The organism is Sphaerisporangium krabiense (genome assembly GCF_014200435.1).
GTDB lineage: Bacteria > Actinomycetota > Actinomycetes > Streptosporangiales > Streptosporangiaceae > Sphaerisporangium > Sphaerisporangium krabiense.
The window spans coordinates 3,526,312-3,541,075 of record NZ_JACHBR010000001.1; the positions used below are offsets into that span (position 1 = coordinate 3,526,312).

Below are 14,764 nucleotides of genomic sequence, written 5' to 3' on the forward strand. Positions count from 1 at the left end.
GGTAGGAACAGCGCTTCCCCGGCCCGCGGGCTCGCGGGAGCAGTGCTGCTCGGCCTGCGGCAGGAACTGTGCTCTTGGCCTGCGCCGAGGCCGACTCTTTCCGCTTGATCTGCGCGGGAGGAAGGAGGGGTTTGTCGGTTGGGGGTGTGTGAGCCCACCCGTGCGGCCTCGTCGTGGTCGCTCACCGCGATCCCACCCCAGAGGTGCCGGCCTTCGGCGGCAGGAACGACACCCCCGGCCTGCGGCAGGAACGACACTCCCGGCCTACGGCGGGAGGAACGACACTTCTGCCTGCGGCAAGGGCAACTGTGCTCGCGGCCTGTGGCGGAGGTAAGGCCGACTCTTCCAGCTTCATTCTGCGCGGAAGAGAAGATTGCCGGCTGGGGTGTGTGTTCCCACCCGTACCGCGCCGTCGTGGTGGCTCACCGCGATCCCACCCCAGAACTAGCTGGCCTACGGCGACAAGAACGGCAACCCCCGCCCTACGGCGATGAGAACCACAGGCCCCGCCCTGCAGCGATAAGAACCACCGCCCGGCCTGTGGCGACAAGAACCACAGGCCCTGCCCTACGGCGATGAGAACCACAGGCCCCGCCCTGCAGCGATAAGAACCACCGCCCCGGCCTGTGGCGATGAGAACCACAGGCCCTGCCCTACGGCGATGAGAACCACGGCCCCCGCCTTACGGCGATGAGAACCACGGCCCCCGCCTTACGGCGATAAGAACCACGGCCCCGGCCTACGGCGACTAGAACGACAGCCCCGGGCCTGCGGCGGAACCACAGTCCCGCCCTCCGGCAGAAGGAACCCTGCCCCGCCCGGCCAGGCGCGGCAGGGTGGGGCGGTGGCGGTCCGGGGTGTTCGCCGTCCCGGACCGCGACGTCGTTAAGGGATCAAGAGGGTCAGGGAGCCAGGGACTTGCGGAGGAAGTCGATTTGCAGAAGGAGGAGGTTTTCGGCGACGACCTCCTGCGGAGTCATGTGGGTGACGCCGGAGAGGGGGAGCACGGTGTGCGGGCGGCCGGCGGCGACCAGGGCGGAGGACAAGCGGAGGGTGTGGGCGGCTACCACGTTGTCGTCGGCGAGGCCGTGGATGAGGAGTAGGGGGCGTTCGAGTTTCTCGGCGTCGGCCATCAGGGATGAGCGGTCGTACACCTCGGGGAGGTCGCGGGGGTGGCCCAGGTAGCGCTCGGTGTAGCCGGTGTCGTAGAGGCGCCAGTCGGTGACGGGGGCTCCGGCGATGGCGGCGTGGAAGACGTCGGGGCGGCGCAGGACGGCCAGGGCGGCCAGGAAGCCGCCGAAGGACCAACCCTTGATGGCCACCCGGGAGGTGTCGATGTCGTCGGGATAGATCTGGGCGACGGCCTTCAGGGCGTCGACCTGGTCGTCCAGGGCGGGGGTCGCGAGGTCGTGCAGGACCTCGCGTTCGAAGGCGGGGCCGCGGCCGGGGGTGCCGCGGCCGTCGGAGATGATCACGGCGAAGCCCTGGTCGGCGAACCACTGGGGCTCCAGGAACAGGCGGCCGGCGGCCAGGACCCGCTGGGCGTGCGGGCCGCCGTAGGGGTCCATGAGGACGGGGAGGCGGCGCGAGCCGGGGACGTGGTCGCTGGGGAACAGGACGGCGGTACGGAGCGCGCGCTCGCCGGCGCTGAGCAGCGACACCCGGGGCTCCAGCTTGGGGCGTTCGGCCACGGAGGCGATGGACAGCCGCCGAGCGCCCGCGCGGACCTGGACGGTGGTGGCCGGCGAGGCGAGGGTCTGGCTCGCGATGAGGAGGGTGCCGCCGGCGAGCTGCCCGGAATGGACGCCCGCCTCCTCGGTGAGCGGGGAGAGCACCCCGGCCGACCACGACCACAGGTGGATCTCGGTGGGCTCGGCGCCGGCCCGGAACAGCACCGTGTCGCCCTCCACGCCGACGACGTCACGGACCTGCAGCCGAGGCGGGGTGACGGGCGCGTCGCCGATGACGAGCCGCCGCCCGTCCTCGGAATCGGCCACCGATACCAGGGTGCCGTCGGACAGGCGGGCGGGGACGCCGCCGACGACCTCGACCCAGGCGGGGTCGGTGGTCTCGCGCAGTAGATGGGTCTCGCCGGTGGCCGGGTCGACGGCGTAGACGCGCTGGGCCTTCTGGTCGCGGGGCATCGTGACGATCACCGGGCCTTGCGGGCCCCAGCTCGCCGTGACCAGGTACTCGTCGTCGAACGGCACCTCGACGCGCGAGCCGTCGAGCCCGAGGATCACCAGGGAGACCACGGCGTTGGCCGTCCCGGCGGCGGGATAGCCCACCGAGGCGGGCGGGCGCGCGGGGTTGGCCGGGTCGGCGATGTGCCACCGCTGGACGGGGGACTCGTCGGCACGCTCGACGAGCAGCGCCGTGCCGTCGGGCGACCACCAGAAGCCGCGGTGGCGGTCGAGCTCTTCGGCGGCGATGAACTCGGCCAGGCCGTACGTCACGCCGGGGGCCTCGGGGGAGGCGAGCGCGCGGTCGGCGCCGCCGGCGATCTGCTGCACACGCAGGGCGCCGCCGCTGACGTAGGCGACGTGGGCGCCGTCGGGGGACAGGCGGGGGTCGATCACCGGGCCGGGGGCGTCGAGGGCGCGCACCGCGCCGGTGGCCAGCTCCACCAGGTAGAGGCCGCCGGAGAGCGCGAAGACGGCGGAGGCGAGCGCGGAGTCGGCGGCGTAGGCGACCACGCCGCCGGCCTGCTCGCGGGCGCGCTCGCGGCGGGCGCGCTCCTCGGCGGGCAGGTCTTCGTCGGCGGCGCCGAGCCCGGCCGGGTCGACGACCAGGCGCTCGGCGCCGGAGGGAATGTCGAGCTCCCACAGGCACGTGACCGGATCGGTGCCTGAGCGGCTGCGCAGGAATGCGACGCGGCCGCCGTCAGGGGCGATCGTGAAGCCGCGGGGAACACCGAGGGTGAACCGGCGGGTCCTTGCGAAAAGGCGCGGGAAGCTCTCACTCATGGCCCTCATCCTGCCAGGCCGGACGGAAACCGAGATGACCCGTTCTTGGGGCTGTGGATAACCTCGAACCCATGACTGACCGGCGTTTGCTGTTCGTACATGCTCACCCCGACGATGAGAGCAGTGGCACGGGGGCCACTATGGCGAAATATGCCGCCGAAGGCGCTCAGGTCACGCTCGTGACCTGCACTTTGGGGGAAGAAGGCGAGATCGTGGTGCCCGATCTGGCACACCTCGCGGCCGACCGCGAGGACCGCCTCGGAGAGCACCGCATAGGCGAGCTGGAGGCCGCCTGCAAGGCGCTCGGCGTGGTGGACCACCGCTTCCTCGGCGGCCCCGGCCGCTGGCGCGACTCCGGCATGATGGACACCCCCTCCAACGAGAACCCGCGCTGCCTCTGGCGCGCCGACCTGGACGAGGCGGCGGGTGAGCTCGTCAAGATCATCCGCGAGGTCCGCCCGCAGGTGCTGGTCACCTACGACGAGAACGGCTTCTACGGCCATCCCGACCACATCCAGGCGTACCGCGTGTCCTGGCGGGCCTTCGAGCTCGCCGCCGACCCCTCCTTCGGCGAGGGCGAGCCCTGGAAGATCGCCAAGTTCTACTTCACCACCATGCCGAAGTCCTCGCTGCGGCACCTCGCCGACGTCATGCGGGAGGCGGGCGTCGAAGGGTTCCCCGAGAACGTCGAGGACCTGCCGTTCGGCGCCCCCGACCAGGCCGTCACGACCGAGATCGACGCCAGGCCGCACGCCCCGGCCAAGCTGGACGCCCTGCGCGCCCACCGCTCGCAGGTGAACCTCGACGACCCGTGGTTCAAGATCGCCGAGCGCAGGGGTGAGGACGCCATGGGCGTCGAGTACTACATCCTGGCCGCGGGCGAGCGCGGACCCGGCGCCGGACGGGGCGTCCCCGCCGAGGCCGGGGGCATCGGCGAGCCCTACGACCGTGAGGACGACCTGTTCGCGGGCATCGGCTAGCCTTGCGAACCATGGAGGAAGAGCAGGTCACGAAGGCGCCCCGGCGGCCGCGCGTGCCGTCCGCGGTCGTGGACGGCGTCGCGTACGGCCTGCTCTTCCTGTTCGGCGTCGCGTTCGGCGTCGTGTCGGGCCTGGAGCACGCCTGGCCCGTCGCCGGCGTGTTCGCGCCGGTCCCGATCCTCCTGTCGGTGGTGCTGTTCGTGCTGCTGTACGGCTTCGGGCGGCTCATGGGCTCCCGGGTGGGCGCGTTCGTGCCCGGCCTCGGCTGGATGTTCGTGGTGATGGTCTTCTCGCTGCCGCGCCGGGAGGGCGACCTGCTGATCGCGGGCAACGTCCCGGGTTACTCCTACCTGGCCTGCGGGGCCATCGCGGTGGTGGCCGCCGTGCTGCTCATTCCGTCGTCGGGCTCGTGGCTGCTGCGCGAGAGACCGTACGGCAAGACCAGGCGCATGAATATATCGGGTGAAATGTCCGCATAGGCTGGCCGCGTGCACCAGTCAGCCGCCGAACACCCCGAGGACGCCGAGGGAAACGCGGGCGACGCCGCCCGCACGCCGTCCCCCCTGGACGAAGTCACGTTCCGCAAGGTCGTGGGCCGCTTCCCGACCGGCGTGACCATCGTCACCACCCTGTCCGGCGGCGTGGACCACGCGATGACGGTGAGCTCCTTCGCCTCGCTCTCGCTGGATCCGCTGCTCGTGCTGATCTGCGTCGAGAAGATCGCGCGCTTCCACGACGCGGTGCTGGACGCGGGCGTCTTCGGCGTCTCGATCCTGGGCGAGGACGGCGAGGAGGCGTCCCGCGCGTTCGCCCGGCGCGGGCGCACGCTGGAGGGCCAGTTCGACCGCTGGTCGCACCGCCGGGGCACGCTGGGCCTCGCGCTGTTCGACGCCGCCGTGGCCACGCTGGAGTGCCGCACCACGGCCGTACACGACGGAGGCGACCACTCGATCGTGGTCGGAGGCGTGGTGTCGGCCCGCATGTTCAGGGCCGTCCCGCCGCTCGTCTACGAGCAGGGCCGTTACCGCCGCATGGCCCCCTGACCACCCGTTTCCTCGTCTCGGGGGACAATCGAGGCATGCGACACATTCGGCTGTGAATAGGGGCCCCAGTATGCGGGGCTCCATCTGGAGAGCGGGGACGCGCGCGATAGACGCTTACGGGCGGAAGCGTGCGGCGGCCCAGGACGGAGGAGAGCGCCGCCGGGAGGTAGGACCCGGCTACGCATCCGGGAGGACGCGAGGATACCTCCCAGGGCCGAGGCATGTTTCGCGCTCACGGGGGATCATCACATCAGAGTGGTCAAAGCTTCCATTGCCACCTCATGGGACTTGACGCACCTCCCACTCGCTCATGAACAGGAGGGTCGAATGTCGCAAACCATCCGCCCTGAGACCACCCCGGCCACCCCGCCGCGCGAGCGGACCTGGCCCTCCAGCTTCAAGGACCGCCTGACCTGCCCGTTGCCGGACTTCCGCGAGGTCATCAGCGTCGCCTGGTACGGCGGCTTCCACGCGGACGCCGGGGACGCCGACCAGATCCCCGTCCTGCGCGCCGGACTGCCGCCTGTGGGCCCGCGGGACGCCGGGGTGACCTGGGTGGGCCACGCGACCTACGTGCTGCGCATCGGCGGCCTGACCGTGCTGACCGACCCCGTCTGGTCGCGCAAGATCCCCGGTGTGCGCAACCGGCTGACCCCGCCGGGCGTGGCGTGGAGCGACCTGCCACCCGTGGACGCCGTCGTGATCAGCCACAACCACTACGACCACCTGGACGCCCCGACCCTGCGCCGCCTGCCCCGGCACACGCCCATGTTCGTGCCCGCCAACCTCGGCGGGTGGTTCACGAAGAAGGGGTTCACCAACGTTACCGAGCTGGACTGGTGGGAGAGCGCCCGCATCGGCGACGTGAGCTTCGACTTCGTGCCCGCCCACCACTGGAGCCGCCGGTCGCTGTTCGACACCTGTAAGACCCTCTGGGGCGGCTGGGTGCTGACCTCCGGCGACCACCGGATCTACTTCGCCGGCGACACCGCCTACGGGGACCGCTTCAAGCTCATCGGCGCGCGCTACCCCGGCATCGACCTGGCCCTGATGCCCGTGGGCGCCTACGAGCCGCGCTGGTTCATGCACGTCTCGCACGTCGACCCCGCCGAGGCCGTCCAGGCGTGCGAGGACGTCGGGGCGCGGCGCATGGCCACCATGCACTGGGGGACGTTCGTGCTGTCGGGGGAGCCGGTGATGGCCCCGGTCCAGGAGGCGCGGGCCGCGTGGACCGCCTCGGGCCGCGACCGCGCCGACCTGTGGGACCTCGCCGTGGGCGAGACCCGGGTGCTCACCGCCTGACCCCGCCGGTCAGGCGGTCGCTCATCGCCTGACCAGGCCCCGGGCCAGGCCGTCCAGCGTCGCGGCGAGGCCGGCCAGGGTCTCGGGCACGAGGGAGTAGCAGATCGTCGTGCCCTCGCGCCGCGTGGTGACCAGCCCCGCCTCGCGCAGCACCTTGAGGTGCGCCGAGATCGTGGGCTGGCTCACCTCGAACTCGTCGGTGAAGTCGCAGGCGCAGATGTCGGGCTCGGCGGCCAGCCTGCGCACGATGCCGAGCCGCACCGGATGGGCCAGCGCCTTGAGAATTTCGATCTCCACGCCTTCATCATATCGACCGCAGGCTATATAGACTTATCTCAATATAGTTTGGAGGCGATATGGACCACATGGACCACCTCGACGAGGCCCTCGCCCGGCTCGCGCCCACAGGTCCGGAGTTCGGCGGCGGCCTGTCCAACCACGGCCCGATGGTCGCCGAGGCCCTGGTACGCCTCGGCGCCCCCGACGCCGTGCCCGGCTGGGTCACCGGCTACCTGCCGAACCTCGCCGGACCCCCGCCCGCCGGCGGCCCCGTCACCGACCCGCGCGCCGCGCTCGGCGACATGCGCAGGCTGGGCGACTGGACCGGCCACTTCGAACGCCTGCTGGCCGAGGGGCCATGGCGCGCGGTGCTGGCCGAGTGGTGGCCACGCCTGGTCCCCGGCCTCGCCGCCGGGGCCACCCACGGCGTGATCCGCACCTCGCACGCCGTCCGCGCCCTCGCCGAGGCCGACACCCCGCCCCGGCGCGCCGAACTGGCGCACGCCCTCGCCTACTGGGCCGCCGCCTACCTGGAGCTGCCCGGACGGCCCCTCACCGCCGGCGCGCGCACGCTGGAGGAGGCCGTCGCCGCGCTGCCGGTGCTACGGCTCGCGCCGACGAGCCTCATCTCCGTCCACCTGGGCAACCTCGCCGGCCTGCCGGAGTTCGCGACCGCCGTGTCCTCGCTGCGCCCGCCCGCCGACGTCCCCGCCGACCTCGTACGGCTGTCGCGGGCGTTCACGCAGGTGTTCCTCACCCGTGGCAGGCACGCGCCCATCGCGTTCGTCCACGCCGTCACCGCGCCCGTCGCCGTCTCCTCGGTGCTGCCCGAACTGCCGCCCGAAACCTGGCGCGCCACCTACGACGCCGTGTGGCAGGCGTCCGCCGCCCTGTTCAGCGGGTACGCCTACAACGGGACCGCCGAGCCGCTCCCCGAGCGCGACCCATCGGCCCCCGCCGACCTCGCCGGACGCGCGGCGGAGACCGGCGAGGAACACGCGATCAAGCTGACCGAGGCGGCGCTGCGCCAGCACGCCGTCACCGGCGACCCGGTCTTCCTGCACGCCGCCGAGCGGTACATGGACCTGCTCGGGACGCGCTGACCCGGCCTCAGGACCAGGTCTGGCCCTCAGGGGTGTCCACGACCTTCACCCCGAGGGCCGCCAGCTCGTCGCGCAGCCGGTCCGAGGCGCCCCAGTCCTTGGCCGCACGGGCCCGGGCGCGGGCGTCCAGCAGCTCGGCCGCGCCCGGCGGCAGCACGGCGACGACCGGCGGCTTGCCGATGTCCGCCGACAGGTCCAGGCCCAGCACGTGGTCCAGGTGGAGGAACGTCTCGAAGCGCGACCCCGGCGCCACCGACTCGTCGCGCTCCAGCTCGCGCACCACCCGCAGCGCGGCCGGCGTGTCGAGGTCGTCGTCGAACGCGGCCTGGGCACGGTCGGCGTACTCGCGCGCGATCGGCCGACTCGGGGCCTCCGCCCACTCCGCGACGCGCTGCCGCCACCGGCGGACCGTGCGGTCGGCGGCCCTCAGGGAGTCCCAGGTGAGGTTCATCTGCTGGCGGTAGCGGTGTTCGAGCAGCGCCAGCCGCACGGCCAGCGGGTCCAGCCCCGCGGCCTCGACATCGGACAGCAGCACGACGTTGCCCGTCGACTTGGCCATCTTGCGGCCGTCGAACAGCACGTGCTCGCCGTGCACCCAGTGCTTGACGACGTCGTGCCCGACCGAGGCGTTGGACTGGGCGCGCTCGTCCTCGTGGTGGGGGAAGCGCAGGTCCTTGCCGCCGGTGTGGACGTCGATGTGCTCGCCGAGGAAGCGCAGCGACATGGCCGAGCACTCGATGTGCCAGCCGGGGAAGCCCCGGCCCCACGGGGTCTCCCAGGTCATCTCCTCGTCGGAGCCCTCCCGGTTGAAGCCCTCCCGCTTCGAGCCCTTCCACAGGGCCCAGTCGGCGTGGAAGCGCTTGCGGGCGTCCACGGCCTCCAGCCGGTACGCGGGCTGAAGCGCGTCCAGCCGGTTCCCGGAGATCTCGCCGTACGTCGGGAAGCTGCGCGCGTCGAAGTACACCGACCCGTCGTCCAGCACGTACGCGTGGCCTCTCGCGATGAGGCCCTCGATCATCTCGATCATCAGGTCGATCGACTCGGTCGCCCGGGGCATGTGCTCCGGCGGGCGCATGTTGAGCTTCGCGGTGTCACGGCGGAAGGCGTCCTCGTAGAACCGCGCGATCTCCAGCGCCGACCGGCCCTCCCTGCGGGCCTGTTGCAGCACCTTGTCCTCGCCGGAGGCGTCCACCTCGCCGTCGTCCACCAGGTGCCCGACATCGGTGATGTTCTGGCACAGGAGCGTGCCGACGCGGTGCCGCTCCAGCACCCGCCGGATCAGATCGGGCAGCAGGTACGACCGGAGGTTGCCCACATGCGCGTACCTGTAGACGGTCGGCCCGCAGGTGTACACGCGCAGAACCCGCGCACCGGGCGCGACGACGCCCTCGACCTGCCTGGACCGGGTGTCATACAGCCGCAACATACGACCGAGCCTAGGACATGCACCGTGGACGGGCCTAGATCCTGGGGGGTCGAGACCAAGGGGTTCCGGTGAATGCGCTTATCCGCCGGAGGATGGGGCGGCGGCGCGGAATGGGGGGAAGAACTCCCGTCGGGGATACGGGACAATTCTCCGCGCCGCCGCCCGGCTGTGGGGTGGCGTGTTCTCTCGGCGCCTCTTGGCGAGCGCCGGCTTATAAGGGATCGGCGGGGTCGCGTGGGCGTGGAAGGGGAGGGATATCGGCGGCGCCCCTCGTAAGAGGGGAGTCCGTCTCGCTTTCCCCTGACGGAGCGTCGGCCGGCGTGCTTTCAGATTCATAAGTCACGTCGAACCAGACGGTTCGCTCGGTGCTGGTTTTGTGGACGTTCCAGCGGTGCGCGAGCGTTTCCAGCAGCAGTAGTCCGCGGCCGCGCTCGGCGAACGGGTCGTCGTGGGCGCGCCGGATCGCCCCGCCGCCCGCGTCCACCACGTCCACGCGGATGAAGCCGTGGAAATCGGCGAGTGCCAGGGTGATCCTGCCGCCGTTCCTGGAGTCCGAATGGACGACCGCGTTGGTGACCACCTCGGAGACCAGCAGGGTCACGTCGTCGAGCGCCGGATGATCGGCGCCGAGTTTCTCCCTGACGTACGCTCGCGCGCGGGATGCCGATTCGGGAGTTCCGATCAGTTCGGTGACGCCTAATAGATTTCCTGTCATCATGCGCTTGCCTTTGCGCTCCCCGGAGAAAAACCGGATGTCTTTCCGACTTCGCGTCACCAGAGTGGCGGTACGCGGCTACGATCGGTAGCGGAATTGAGGCACTCTCGAACCACAGTTCTTGTCAGGAGAGCGGTCAGGTTACTCGGCACCCTCATTTGGATGGGTAGGTGTGATTTGTCCATCGGTAAAGAGATAGACCCTCACGAATCCCCTCGCGCCCTGTTCGCCTACGAGCTGCGCCGCTTCCGGCAATCGGCGGAGCTCACGCAGAAACAGCTCGGCGAGCGCATAGGGTTCTCCGACTCCATGGTCAACCTGGTCGAACTGGCCAAGCGCCCCCCGTCCCAGCGCTTCGCCGAACTCTGCGACCAGGCCCTCGGCCTAGACGGCACCATGGTCCGCCTCTACACGGCCACCCGCTGGAAGCACTCCCCAGAACACTTCCGCCCATGGCTGGAGGAAGAACAGGAGGCCACGGGCCTGTGGTGCTGGGAGCCGACGCTCGTTCCCGGCCTGCTCCAGACAGAGGAGTATGCCCGCCGAGTGTTCGGCGCCTCTCTTGGAATCACGGGGGATGAGATCGAAGGCCGGGTCGTCGCTCGGATGCAGAGACGGGCGATACTCAACCGTCCCTGTCCGCCCGCCGTCGGTATTCTCATGGACGAGGCCGTGATCCGTCGCCCTATCGGCGGTGCCGTGGTCATGACCGGGCAACTCCGATTTCTGATGGAGATCGCCGAGCACCCACAGGTGACCATCCAGATCGTGCCTTACGAAACCGATGTCCACGCCGGACTCACAGGCGGCTTCATCATCGCCGAACGGAACGGCACAGCCTATGCCGGGTTCGCGGAAGCACAACCCTACGGGCGCACCGTGGACGACCAACCGACGCTCAACCGGTTGGCTCGCGTGTATGACAGGATCAGAGCCGAAGCCCTACCGTTCAGACAGTCTCTACGCCTCATAGAGGAAGTGGTGAACCAAAGTGGCTCTTGATCTTCGGCGCGCGCAGTGGCGGAAAAGCACCTTCAGCGGTCCCGAGGACAACTGTGTCGAGGTGGCTTCTAACCTCTCCGGTATCCGTGCCGTCCGTGACAGCAAGAACCCCACCGGGCCTGCACTGGTCTTCTCCTCCAGTGCATGGACCATGTTCCTGACCGGCATCACAGACGGCACCTTGGACGTCTGACCTACCGATAGACCTCTCCCGCTCTAAGGAGCGGGAGGGGAACACTCGGGCAGATAAAGCCTTGTCCGGTTGAGGTGTGTAGACCCCACCCGTACCGCACCATCGTGGTTGTTCGCCGCGTTCCCACCCGAGAAGTGTCGGCCTGCGGCGGGAGGAAAGGTGAGCCCGCATGCCGAGGCCGACCGTACGATGCGAAGGGCTGATCCGGCTCGCGCGTCCGTTCCTGCAGTCTCTATGACTCATAGAGGAAGTGGTGAACCAAGTGGCTTTTGATCTTCGTAACGCGCAATGGCGGAGGAGTAGCTTCAGCGGGGACGAGGGAGGCAACTGCGTCGAAGTGGCCTCCAATCTCCCCGGTACCCGCGCCGTACGCGACAGCAAGAACCCTGCCGGCCCTGCACTGGTCGTCTCCTCCAGCGCATGGACCATGTTCCTGACCGGCATCACAGACGGCACCCTGAACGTCTGACCCGATCGACCTTCCCCTTCCGCCCCTAGAGCGGAGGGGGAACACTCGGGGGGGCCGGCTGAGGTGTGTGGATCCCACCCGTACCGCGCCGTCGTGGTCGCTCGCCGCGATCCCACCCATAACCTTCCCGGCCTGCGGCAGCGGTGCAACAGTCCTTCCGGCCTGCGGCTGGGACGGCAGGGGAACTGTCCTCGCGGCCTGCGGCGGCAGGAGGATCTCTCTGAGCCTGCGGTGATGGCGGTGGTCAGTCCTCCCGGCCTGCGGCGACAGGGGAACAGTCCTCCGGCCTGCGGCAGCGGTGCGAACAGTCTTCGCGGCCCGCGGTGCTGGGAGCCGTTGTTCGCGGTTTTTGTGGGGAGGGGGATTTGTCGGCTGAGGTGGTGGATCCCACCCGTACCGCGCCGTCGTGGTCGCTCGCCGCGATCCCACCCATAACCTTCCCGGCCTGCGGCAGCAGTGCAACAGTCCTCGCGGCCTGCGGCAGTGGCGGCGGGGAGCAGTTCGTCCGGCCTGCGGCGGCGACAGGGCAACAGTCCTCGCGCTGTGGCCGCGGTGCAAACAGTCCTCCCGGCCGGCGGGGGAACCCGGCCTACGGTGGCGGTGACAGGGAACTTTTTTCGCGGCCTGCGGCGGCGGCAGAAGCATCTCTCAGCCTGCGGTGATGGCGGTGATCAGTCCTCGCGGCCTGCGGCGGCGACGGAGAACAGTCCTCCCGGCCTGCGACGGAGAGCAGCTTCGGGTGGGAGTCCGGAGGAGGAGGTCAGCGGGTGAGGCCCCGGGTTGACGTCTGCAAGTGGTGGTCCAGGATACGGAGTGCCTGCTGGGGCGAATGGCGTCCGAGGAGCAGGTCCGAGGCCAGTCCCTCGACCAGGGCGAGCAAGGTCTCGGCGGTCAATTCGAGGTCCGTCTCCGTGGTCGGTTCGGGACGTGTCTCCGTGGTCGGTTCGAGGTCCGTTTTTGCGTCCCGCCTGATCGCACGAAGCTGGTCGGCCACCGCTGCGGTGAGTTGGTCGCGTCCCTGACGGTAGCGGGTGGCCAGGACCGGGTCGTTGAGCGCCCGGATGAAGAACGCGATGCCTACCAGCGTTTCCTCTCGGCTGTCATGGTCCAGCGGGAGGAGGGCCACCAGGAGGGCGCGCAGGGTCTCCAGTGGCGTGGCGGGCTCGGGCAACGCCGTGAGGCCGCGCCGGATGCGGCCTTCGAGTTTCTCTCGTAGGTGGCTGGTGGCGAACATGAGCATCTCGTCCTTGCTCGCGAAGAAGTGCTGGACGAGCCCGATGGACATCCCCGCCTCCGTGGCCACCTCCCGGATGCTCACCGCTTCGATGCCCCGCTCGGCGGCGATCCGCCACAGCGCCTCGGTGATCTGCCTGCGGCGCTGATCATGGTCGACTCGTTTCGGCACCTGTTACTCTCCCTGCGCAAGGTTTACCATACGAATATATTGCGAAAGGGGGCTCGGTGCCGACGAAGGGACGAGTAGGCCGGTTCAGGACAGCGGCCGGGCAGGCGGAGTTCGAGAAGATCTATGACCAGGGGTTGGACGCGCTGCCTCCTCCCGCCGAGGTGCAGGATGTCTCCACTCGCTTCGGTCAGGTGCGCGTCTACCGCTTCGGCGACGCCCCTGGCCCGCCGATCGTTCTGCTGCACGGCAGGGCCGCGACCAGCGTCATGTGGCTGCCGAACCTCGCCGCCCTCGCCGAACGGCACCGCGTCTTCGCGCTGGACCTGCTCGGCGAGGGCGGACGCAGCGTGCAGACCGTGCCCATCAGGAACGCCGACGACCAGGCCGCGTGGTTCGGCGACTTGCTGGAACGGCTGGACGTGGGGGCGGCCCATCTCGTGGGCGTGTCCATCGGAGGCTGGCTCGCCTGCAACCAGGCCGTACGCGCTCCCCGGCACGTGGCGTCGATCAGCCTCCTCGAACCGGCCAACACCTTGGGCCGGATTCCCCTCGGCCTGGTCCTGCGCACCATCCCGATCGCCCTGCCGTTCACCGCGTCCTGGGCCATGCCCCGCTTCCTGCGCTGGGTGGACGGCAATGGCGAAGTGCCGGAGGACGACCCGGTGGGACGCGTGATCGGCGCGAACCTGCGGCACTACCGCGCGGCCCTCGCGCCGCCCGCGTACTTCTCCGACGATCAGCTCCGCTCCATCGCCGTTCCGGCCCTGGTCCTCTTAGGTGGCCGTAGTGTCGTCCACGACGCGGAGAAGGCGTGCCGGCGCGCTCGCGCGCTCATCCCCGATGTGCAGGCCGAGCTGTGGCCGGACGCCACCCACTCGATCGCGGGCCAGTACGCCACCGAGGTCAACGAGCGGGTCCTGCGCTTCATCAACTCGGTCGGCGCCGCAACACCGACCCCCTGACCTCCCGCTCAGCCCCTCGTCACCTGCCTGTGGCCCACGCCGCCGCAGGCCAGGAGAACTGCTCCCCGCCGCCACTGCCGCAGGCCGGGAGGACTGTTTGCACTGCTGCCGTAGGTCGGGAAGGTTGTGGGTGGGATCGCGGTGAGCGACCACGACGGCGCGGTACGGGTGGGGGATCCACCACCTCAGCCGACAAATCCCTCTCCCCTCAAAAACCGCGAACAACGGCTCCCAGCACCGCGGGCCGCGAAGACTGTTCGCACCGCTGCCGCAGGCCGGAGGACTGTTCCCCTGTCGCCGCAGGCCGGGAGGACTGACCACCGCCATCACCGCAGGCTCAGAGAGATCCTCCTGCCGCCGCAGGCCGCGAGGACAGTTCCCCTGCCGTCCCAGCCGCAGGCCGGAAGGACTGTTTGCACCGCTGCCGCAGGCCGGGAAGGTTGTGGGTGGGATCGCGGCGAGCGAGCACGACGGCGGGGCACGGGTGGGAGCTACAACCTCAACCGGTAACGCCCTTTTCTCCTCGGCCGTGTCTCTTTGTTCGTGGGCTACCCTCCGGTCATGGGTAAGTTTCTCGCTGTCCTGAACGGCGCGGCCGACAACGCTGACAAGGCGAAGTTCACCGAGCAGCAGCAGAATGAGTTCATGAATGCGTGGGCGGTGTGGGCTCAGAAGAACGAGCACGCCCTGATCGATCCCGGGGCGCCGCTCTTTCGCAAGAAGTTGGTGACGGCCCAAGGCGTCGAGGACTTCACCGACTCGAAGACCGGATACGCGATCGTGGAGGCCGAGACACACGAAGACGCGGCGCGGCTCTTCAGCGACCACCCTCATATCGCTTTGATGCCAGGGAACTCGATCGAGGTCCTCGAGTGCCCGCCTATCCCGTCCTGAGCTCTGCTTCCTTAATCATCTTCGT

At 69.9% G+C, this 14,764-nt stretch carries 15 protein-coding genes; 10 read left to right on the forward strand and 5 right to left on the reverse strand.

The annotated features are described in order from the left end of the window. Nucleotides 1-902: 902 nt before the first annotated feature. The gene (locus BJ981_RS15740; protein WP_184612093.1) at nucleotides 903-2,966 is read right to left on the reverse strand and encodes a S9 family peptidase; all 2,064 of its coding nucleotides are present in this window, start codon (nucleotides 2,964-2,966) and stop codon (nucleotides 903-905) included. Nucleotides 2,967-3,037: 71 nt separating this feature from the next. Here BJ981_RS15740 and mshB point away from each other — a divergent pair, with 71 nt between their 5' ends. The 4 genes from mshB (at nucleotide 3,038) to BJ981_RS15760 (ending at nucleotide 6,291) form a co-directional block, all read left to right on the forward strand. Then, entirely contained in the window at nucleotides 3,038-3,946 is a 909-nt protein-coding gene (mshB, locus tag BJ981_RS15745) for an N-acetyl-1-D-myo-inositol-2-amino-2-deoxy-alpha-D-glucopyranoside deacetylase (protein WP_184612094.1), read from the forward strand. 11 nt (nucleotides 3,947-3,957) lie between these two features. Further along, on the forward strand, nucleotides 3,958-4,425 hold the full coding sequence (locus BJ981_RS15750) for a DUF6113 family protein (protein ID WP_184612095.1): 468 nt from the start codon (nucleotides 3,958-3,960) through the stop codon (nucleotides 4,423-4,425). A 9-nt stretch (nucleotides 4,426-4,434) separates the two neighbouring features. Then, on the forward strand, nucleotides 4,435-4,989 hold the full coding sequence (locus BJ981_RS15755) for a flavin reductase family protein (protein WP_239139483.1): 555 nt from the start codon (nucleotides 4,435-4,437) through the stop codon (nucleotides 4,987-4,989). 327 nt (nucleotides 4,990-5,316) lie between these two features. After that, a complete protein-coding gene (locus tag BJ981_RS15760; RefSeq protein ID WP_184612097.1) occupies nucleotides 5,317-6,291 on the forward strand; it encodes an MBL fold metallo-hydrolase in 975 nt (324 codons plus the stop codon). Between the two features lie 21 nt (nucleotides 6,292-6,312). Here BJ981_RS15760 and BJ981_RS15765 read toward each other — a convergent pair whose 3' ends face one another. Then, nucleotides 6,313-6,588, reverse strand: coding sequence for an ArsR/SmtB family transcription factor (locus tag BJ981_RS15765; protein ID WP_239139482.1), 276 nt, complete (start codon nucleotides 6,586-6,588; stop codon nucleotides 6,313-6,315). A 59-nt stretch (nucleotides 6,589-6,647) separates the two neighbouring features. On the opposite strand from BJ981_RS15765, the gene BJ981_RS15770 reads away from it, so the two are divergent. After that, nucleotides 6,648-7,673 carry a questin oxidase family protein gene (locus BJ981_RS15770; RefSeq protein WP_184612099.1) on the forward strand — a complete coding sequence of 342 codons (1,026 nt, stop codon included), beginning with the start codon at nucleotides 6,648-6,650 and terminating at the stop codon, nucleotides 7,671-7,673. Nucleotides 7,674-7,680: 7 nt separating this feature from the next. Here the strand turns inward: BJ981_RS15770 and cysS are convergent, their stop codons facing one another. Together cysS and BJ981_RS15780 are read right to left on the reverse strand one after the other, a co-directional pair. Next, the gene (cysS, locus tag BJ981_RS15775) at nucleotides 7,681-9,099 is read right to left on the reverse strand and encodes a cysteine--tRNA ligase (protein WP_184612101.1); all 1,419 of its coding nucleotides are present in this window, start codon (nucleotides 9,097-9,099) and stop codon (nucleotides 7,681-7,683) included. A gap of 211 nt (nucleotides 9,100-9,310) precedes the next feature. Further along, nucleotides 9,311-9,874: an ATP-binding protein gene (locus BJ981_RS15780; RefSeq protein ID WP_184612103.1), complete on the reverse strand. Its 564-nt coding sequence runs from the start codon at nucleotides 9,872-9,874 to the stop codon at nucleotides 9,311-9,313. Nucleotides 9,875-9,991: 117 nt separating this feature from the next. On the opposite strand from BJ981_RS15780, the gene BJ981_RS15785 reads away from it, so the two are divergent. The 3 genes from BJ981_RS15785 (at nucleotide 9,992) to BJ981_RS15795 (ending at nucleotide 11,478) form a co-directional block, all read left to right on the forward strand. Beyond that, complete coding sequence (locus BJ981_RS15785) at nucleotides 9,992-10,816, forward strand: helix-turn-helix domain-containing protein (protein WP_184612105.1); 825 nt, start codon at nucleotides 9,992-9,994, stop codon at nucleotides 10,814-10,816. After that, nucleotides 10,806-11,009, forward strand: a complete 204-nt coding sequence (locus BJ981_RS15790) for a DUF397 domain-containing protein (protein WP_184612107.1) — start codon at nucleotides 10,806-10,808, stop codon at nucleotides 11,007-11,009. Before BJ981_RS15785 ends, BJ981_RS15790 begins: the two co-directional genes overlap by 11 nt. 253 nt (nucleotides 11,010-11,262) lie before the next feature. Then, complete coding sequence (locus tag BJ981_RS15795) at nucleotides 11,263-11,478, forward strand: DUF397 domain-containing protein (RefSeq protein ID WP_372436953.1); 216 nt, start codon at nucleotides 11,263-11,265, stop codon at nucleotides 11,476-11,478. A 760-nt stretch (nucleotides 11,479-12,238) separates the two neighbouring features. Here BJ981_RS15795 and BJ981_RS15800 read toward each other — a convergent pair. Further along, nucleotides 12,239-12,883 (reverse strand): TetR/AcrR family transcriptional regulator, encoded by a 645-nt coding sequence (locus BJ981_RS15800; protein ID WP_184612109.1) that lies wholly within the window; start codon nucleotides 12,881-12,883, stop codon nucleotides 12,239-12,241. 56 nt (nucleotides 12,884-12,939) lie between these two features. On the opposite strand from BJ981_RS15800, the gene BJ981_RS15805 reads away from it, so the two are divergent. Both BJ981_RS15805 and BJ981_RS15810 read left to right on the forward strand, forming a co-directional pair. Then, a complete protein-coding gene (locus tag BJ981_RS15805; protein WP_184612111.1) occupies nucleotides 12,940-13,845 on the forward strand; it encodes an alpha/beta fold hydrolase in 906 nt (301 codons plus the stop codon). A gap of 561 nt (nucleotides 13,846-14,406) precedes the next feature. After that, complete coding sequence (locus tag BJ981_RS15810; protein WP_184612113.1) at nucleotides 14,407-14,739, forward strand: YciI family protein; 333 nt, start codon at nucleotides 14,407-14,409, stop codon at nucleotides 14,737-14,739. The last annotated feature ends 25 nt before the right edge of the window (nucleotides 14,740-14,764 follow it).

What these genes read in the sequence shown, in the direction of transcription:
- BJ981_RS15740 (WP_184612093.1), bottom strand. Translation starts at nt 2,966, where the DNA reads ATGAGTGAGAGCTTCCCGCGCCTTTTCGCAAGGACCCGCCGGTTCACC.
- cysS (WP_184612101.1), bottom strand. Translation starts at nt 9,099, where the DNA reads ATGTTGCGGCTGTATGACACCCGGTCCAGGCAGGTCGAGGGCGTCGTC.
- BJ981_RS15770 (WP_184612099.1), top strand. Translation starts at nt 6,648, where the DNA reads ATGGACCACATGGACCACCTCGACGAGGCCCTCGCCCGGCTCGCGCCC.
- BJ981_RS15750 (WP_184612095.1), top strand. Translation starts at nt 3,958, where the DNA reads ATGGAGGAAGAGCAGGTCACGAAGGCGCCCCGGCGGCCGCGCGTGCCG.
- BJ981_RS15810 (WP_184612113.1), top strand. Translation starts at nt 14,407, where the DNA reads ATGGGTAAGTTTCTCGCTGTCCTGAACGGCGCGGCCGACAACGCTGAC.
- mshB (WP_184612094.1), top strand. Translation starts at nt 3,038, where the DNA reads ATGACTGACCGGCGTTTGCTGTTCGTACATGCTCACCCCGACGATGAG.
- BJ981_RS15760 (WP_184612097.1), top strand. Translation starts at nt 5,317, where the DNA reads ATGTCGCAAACCATCCGCCCTGAGACCACCCCGGCCACCCCGCCGCGC.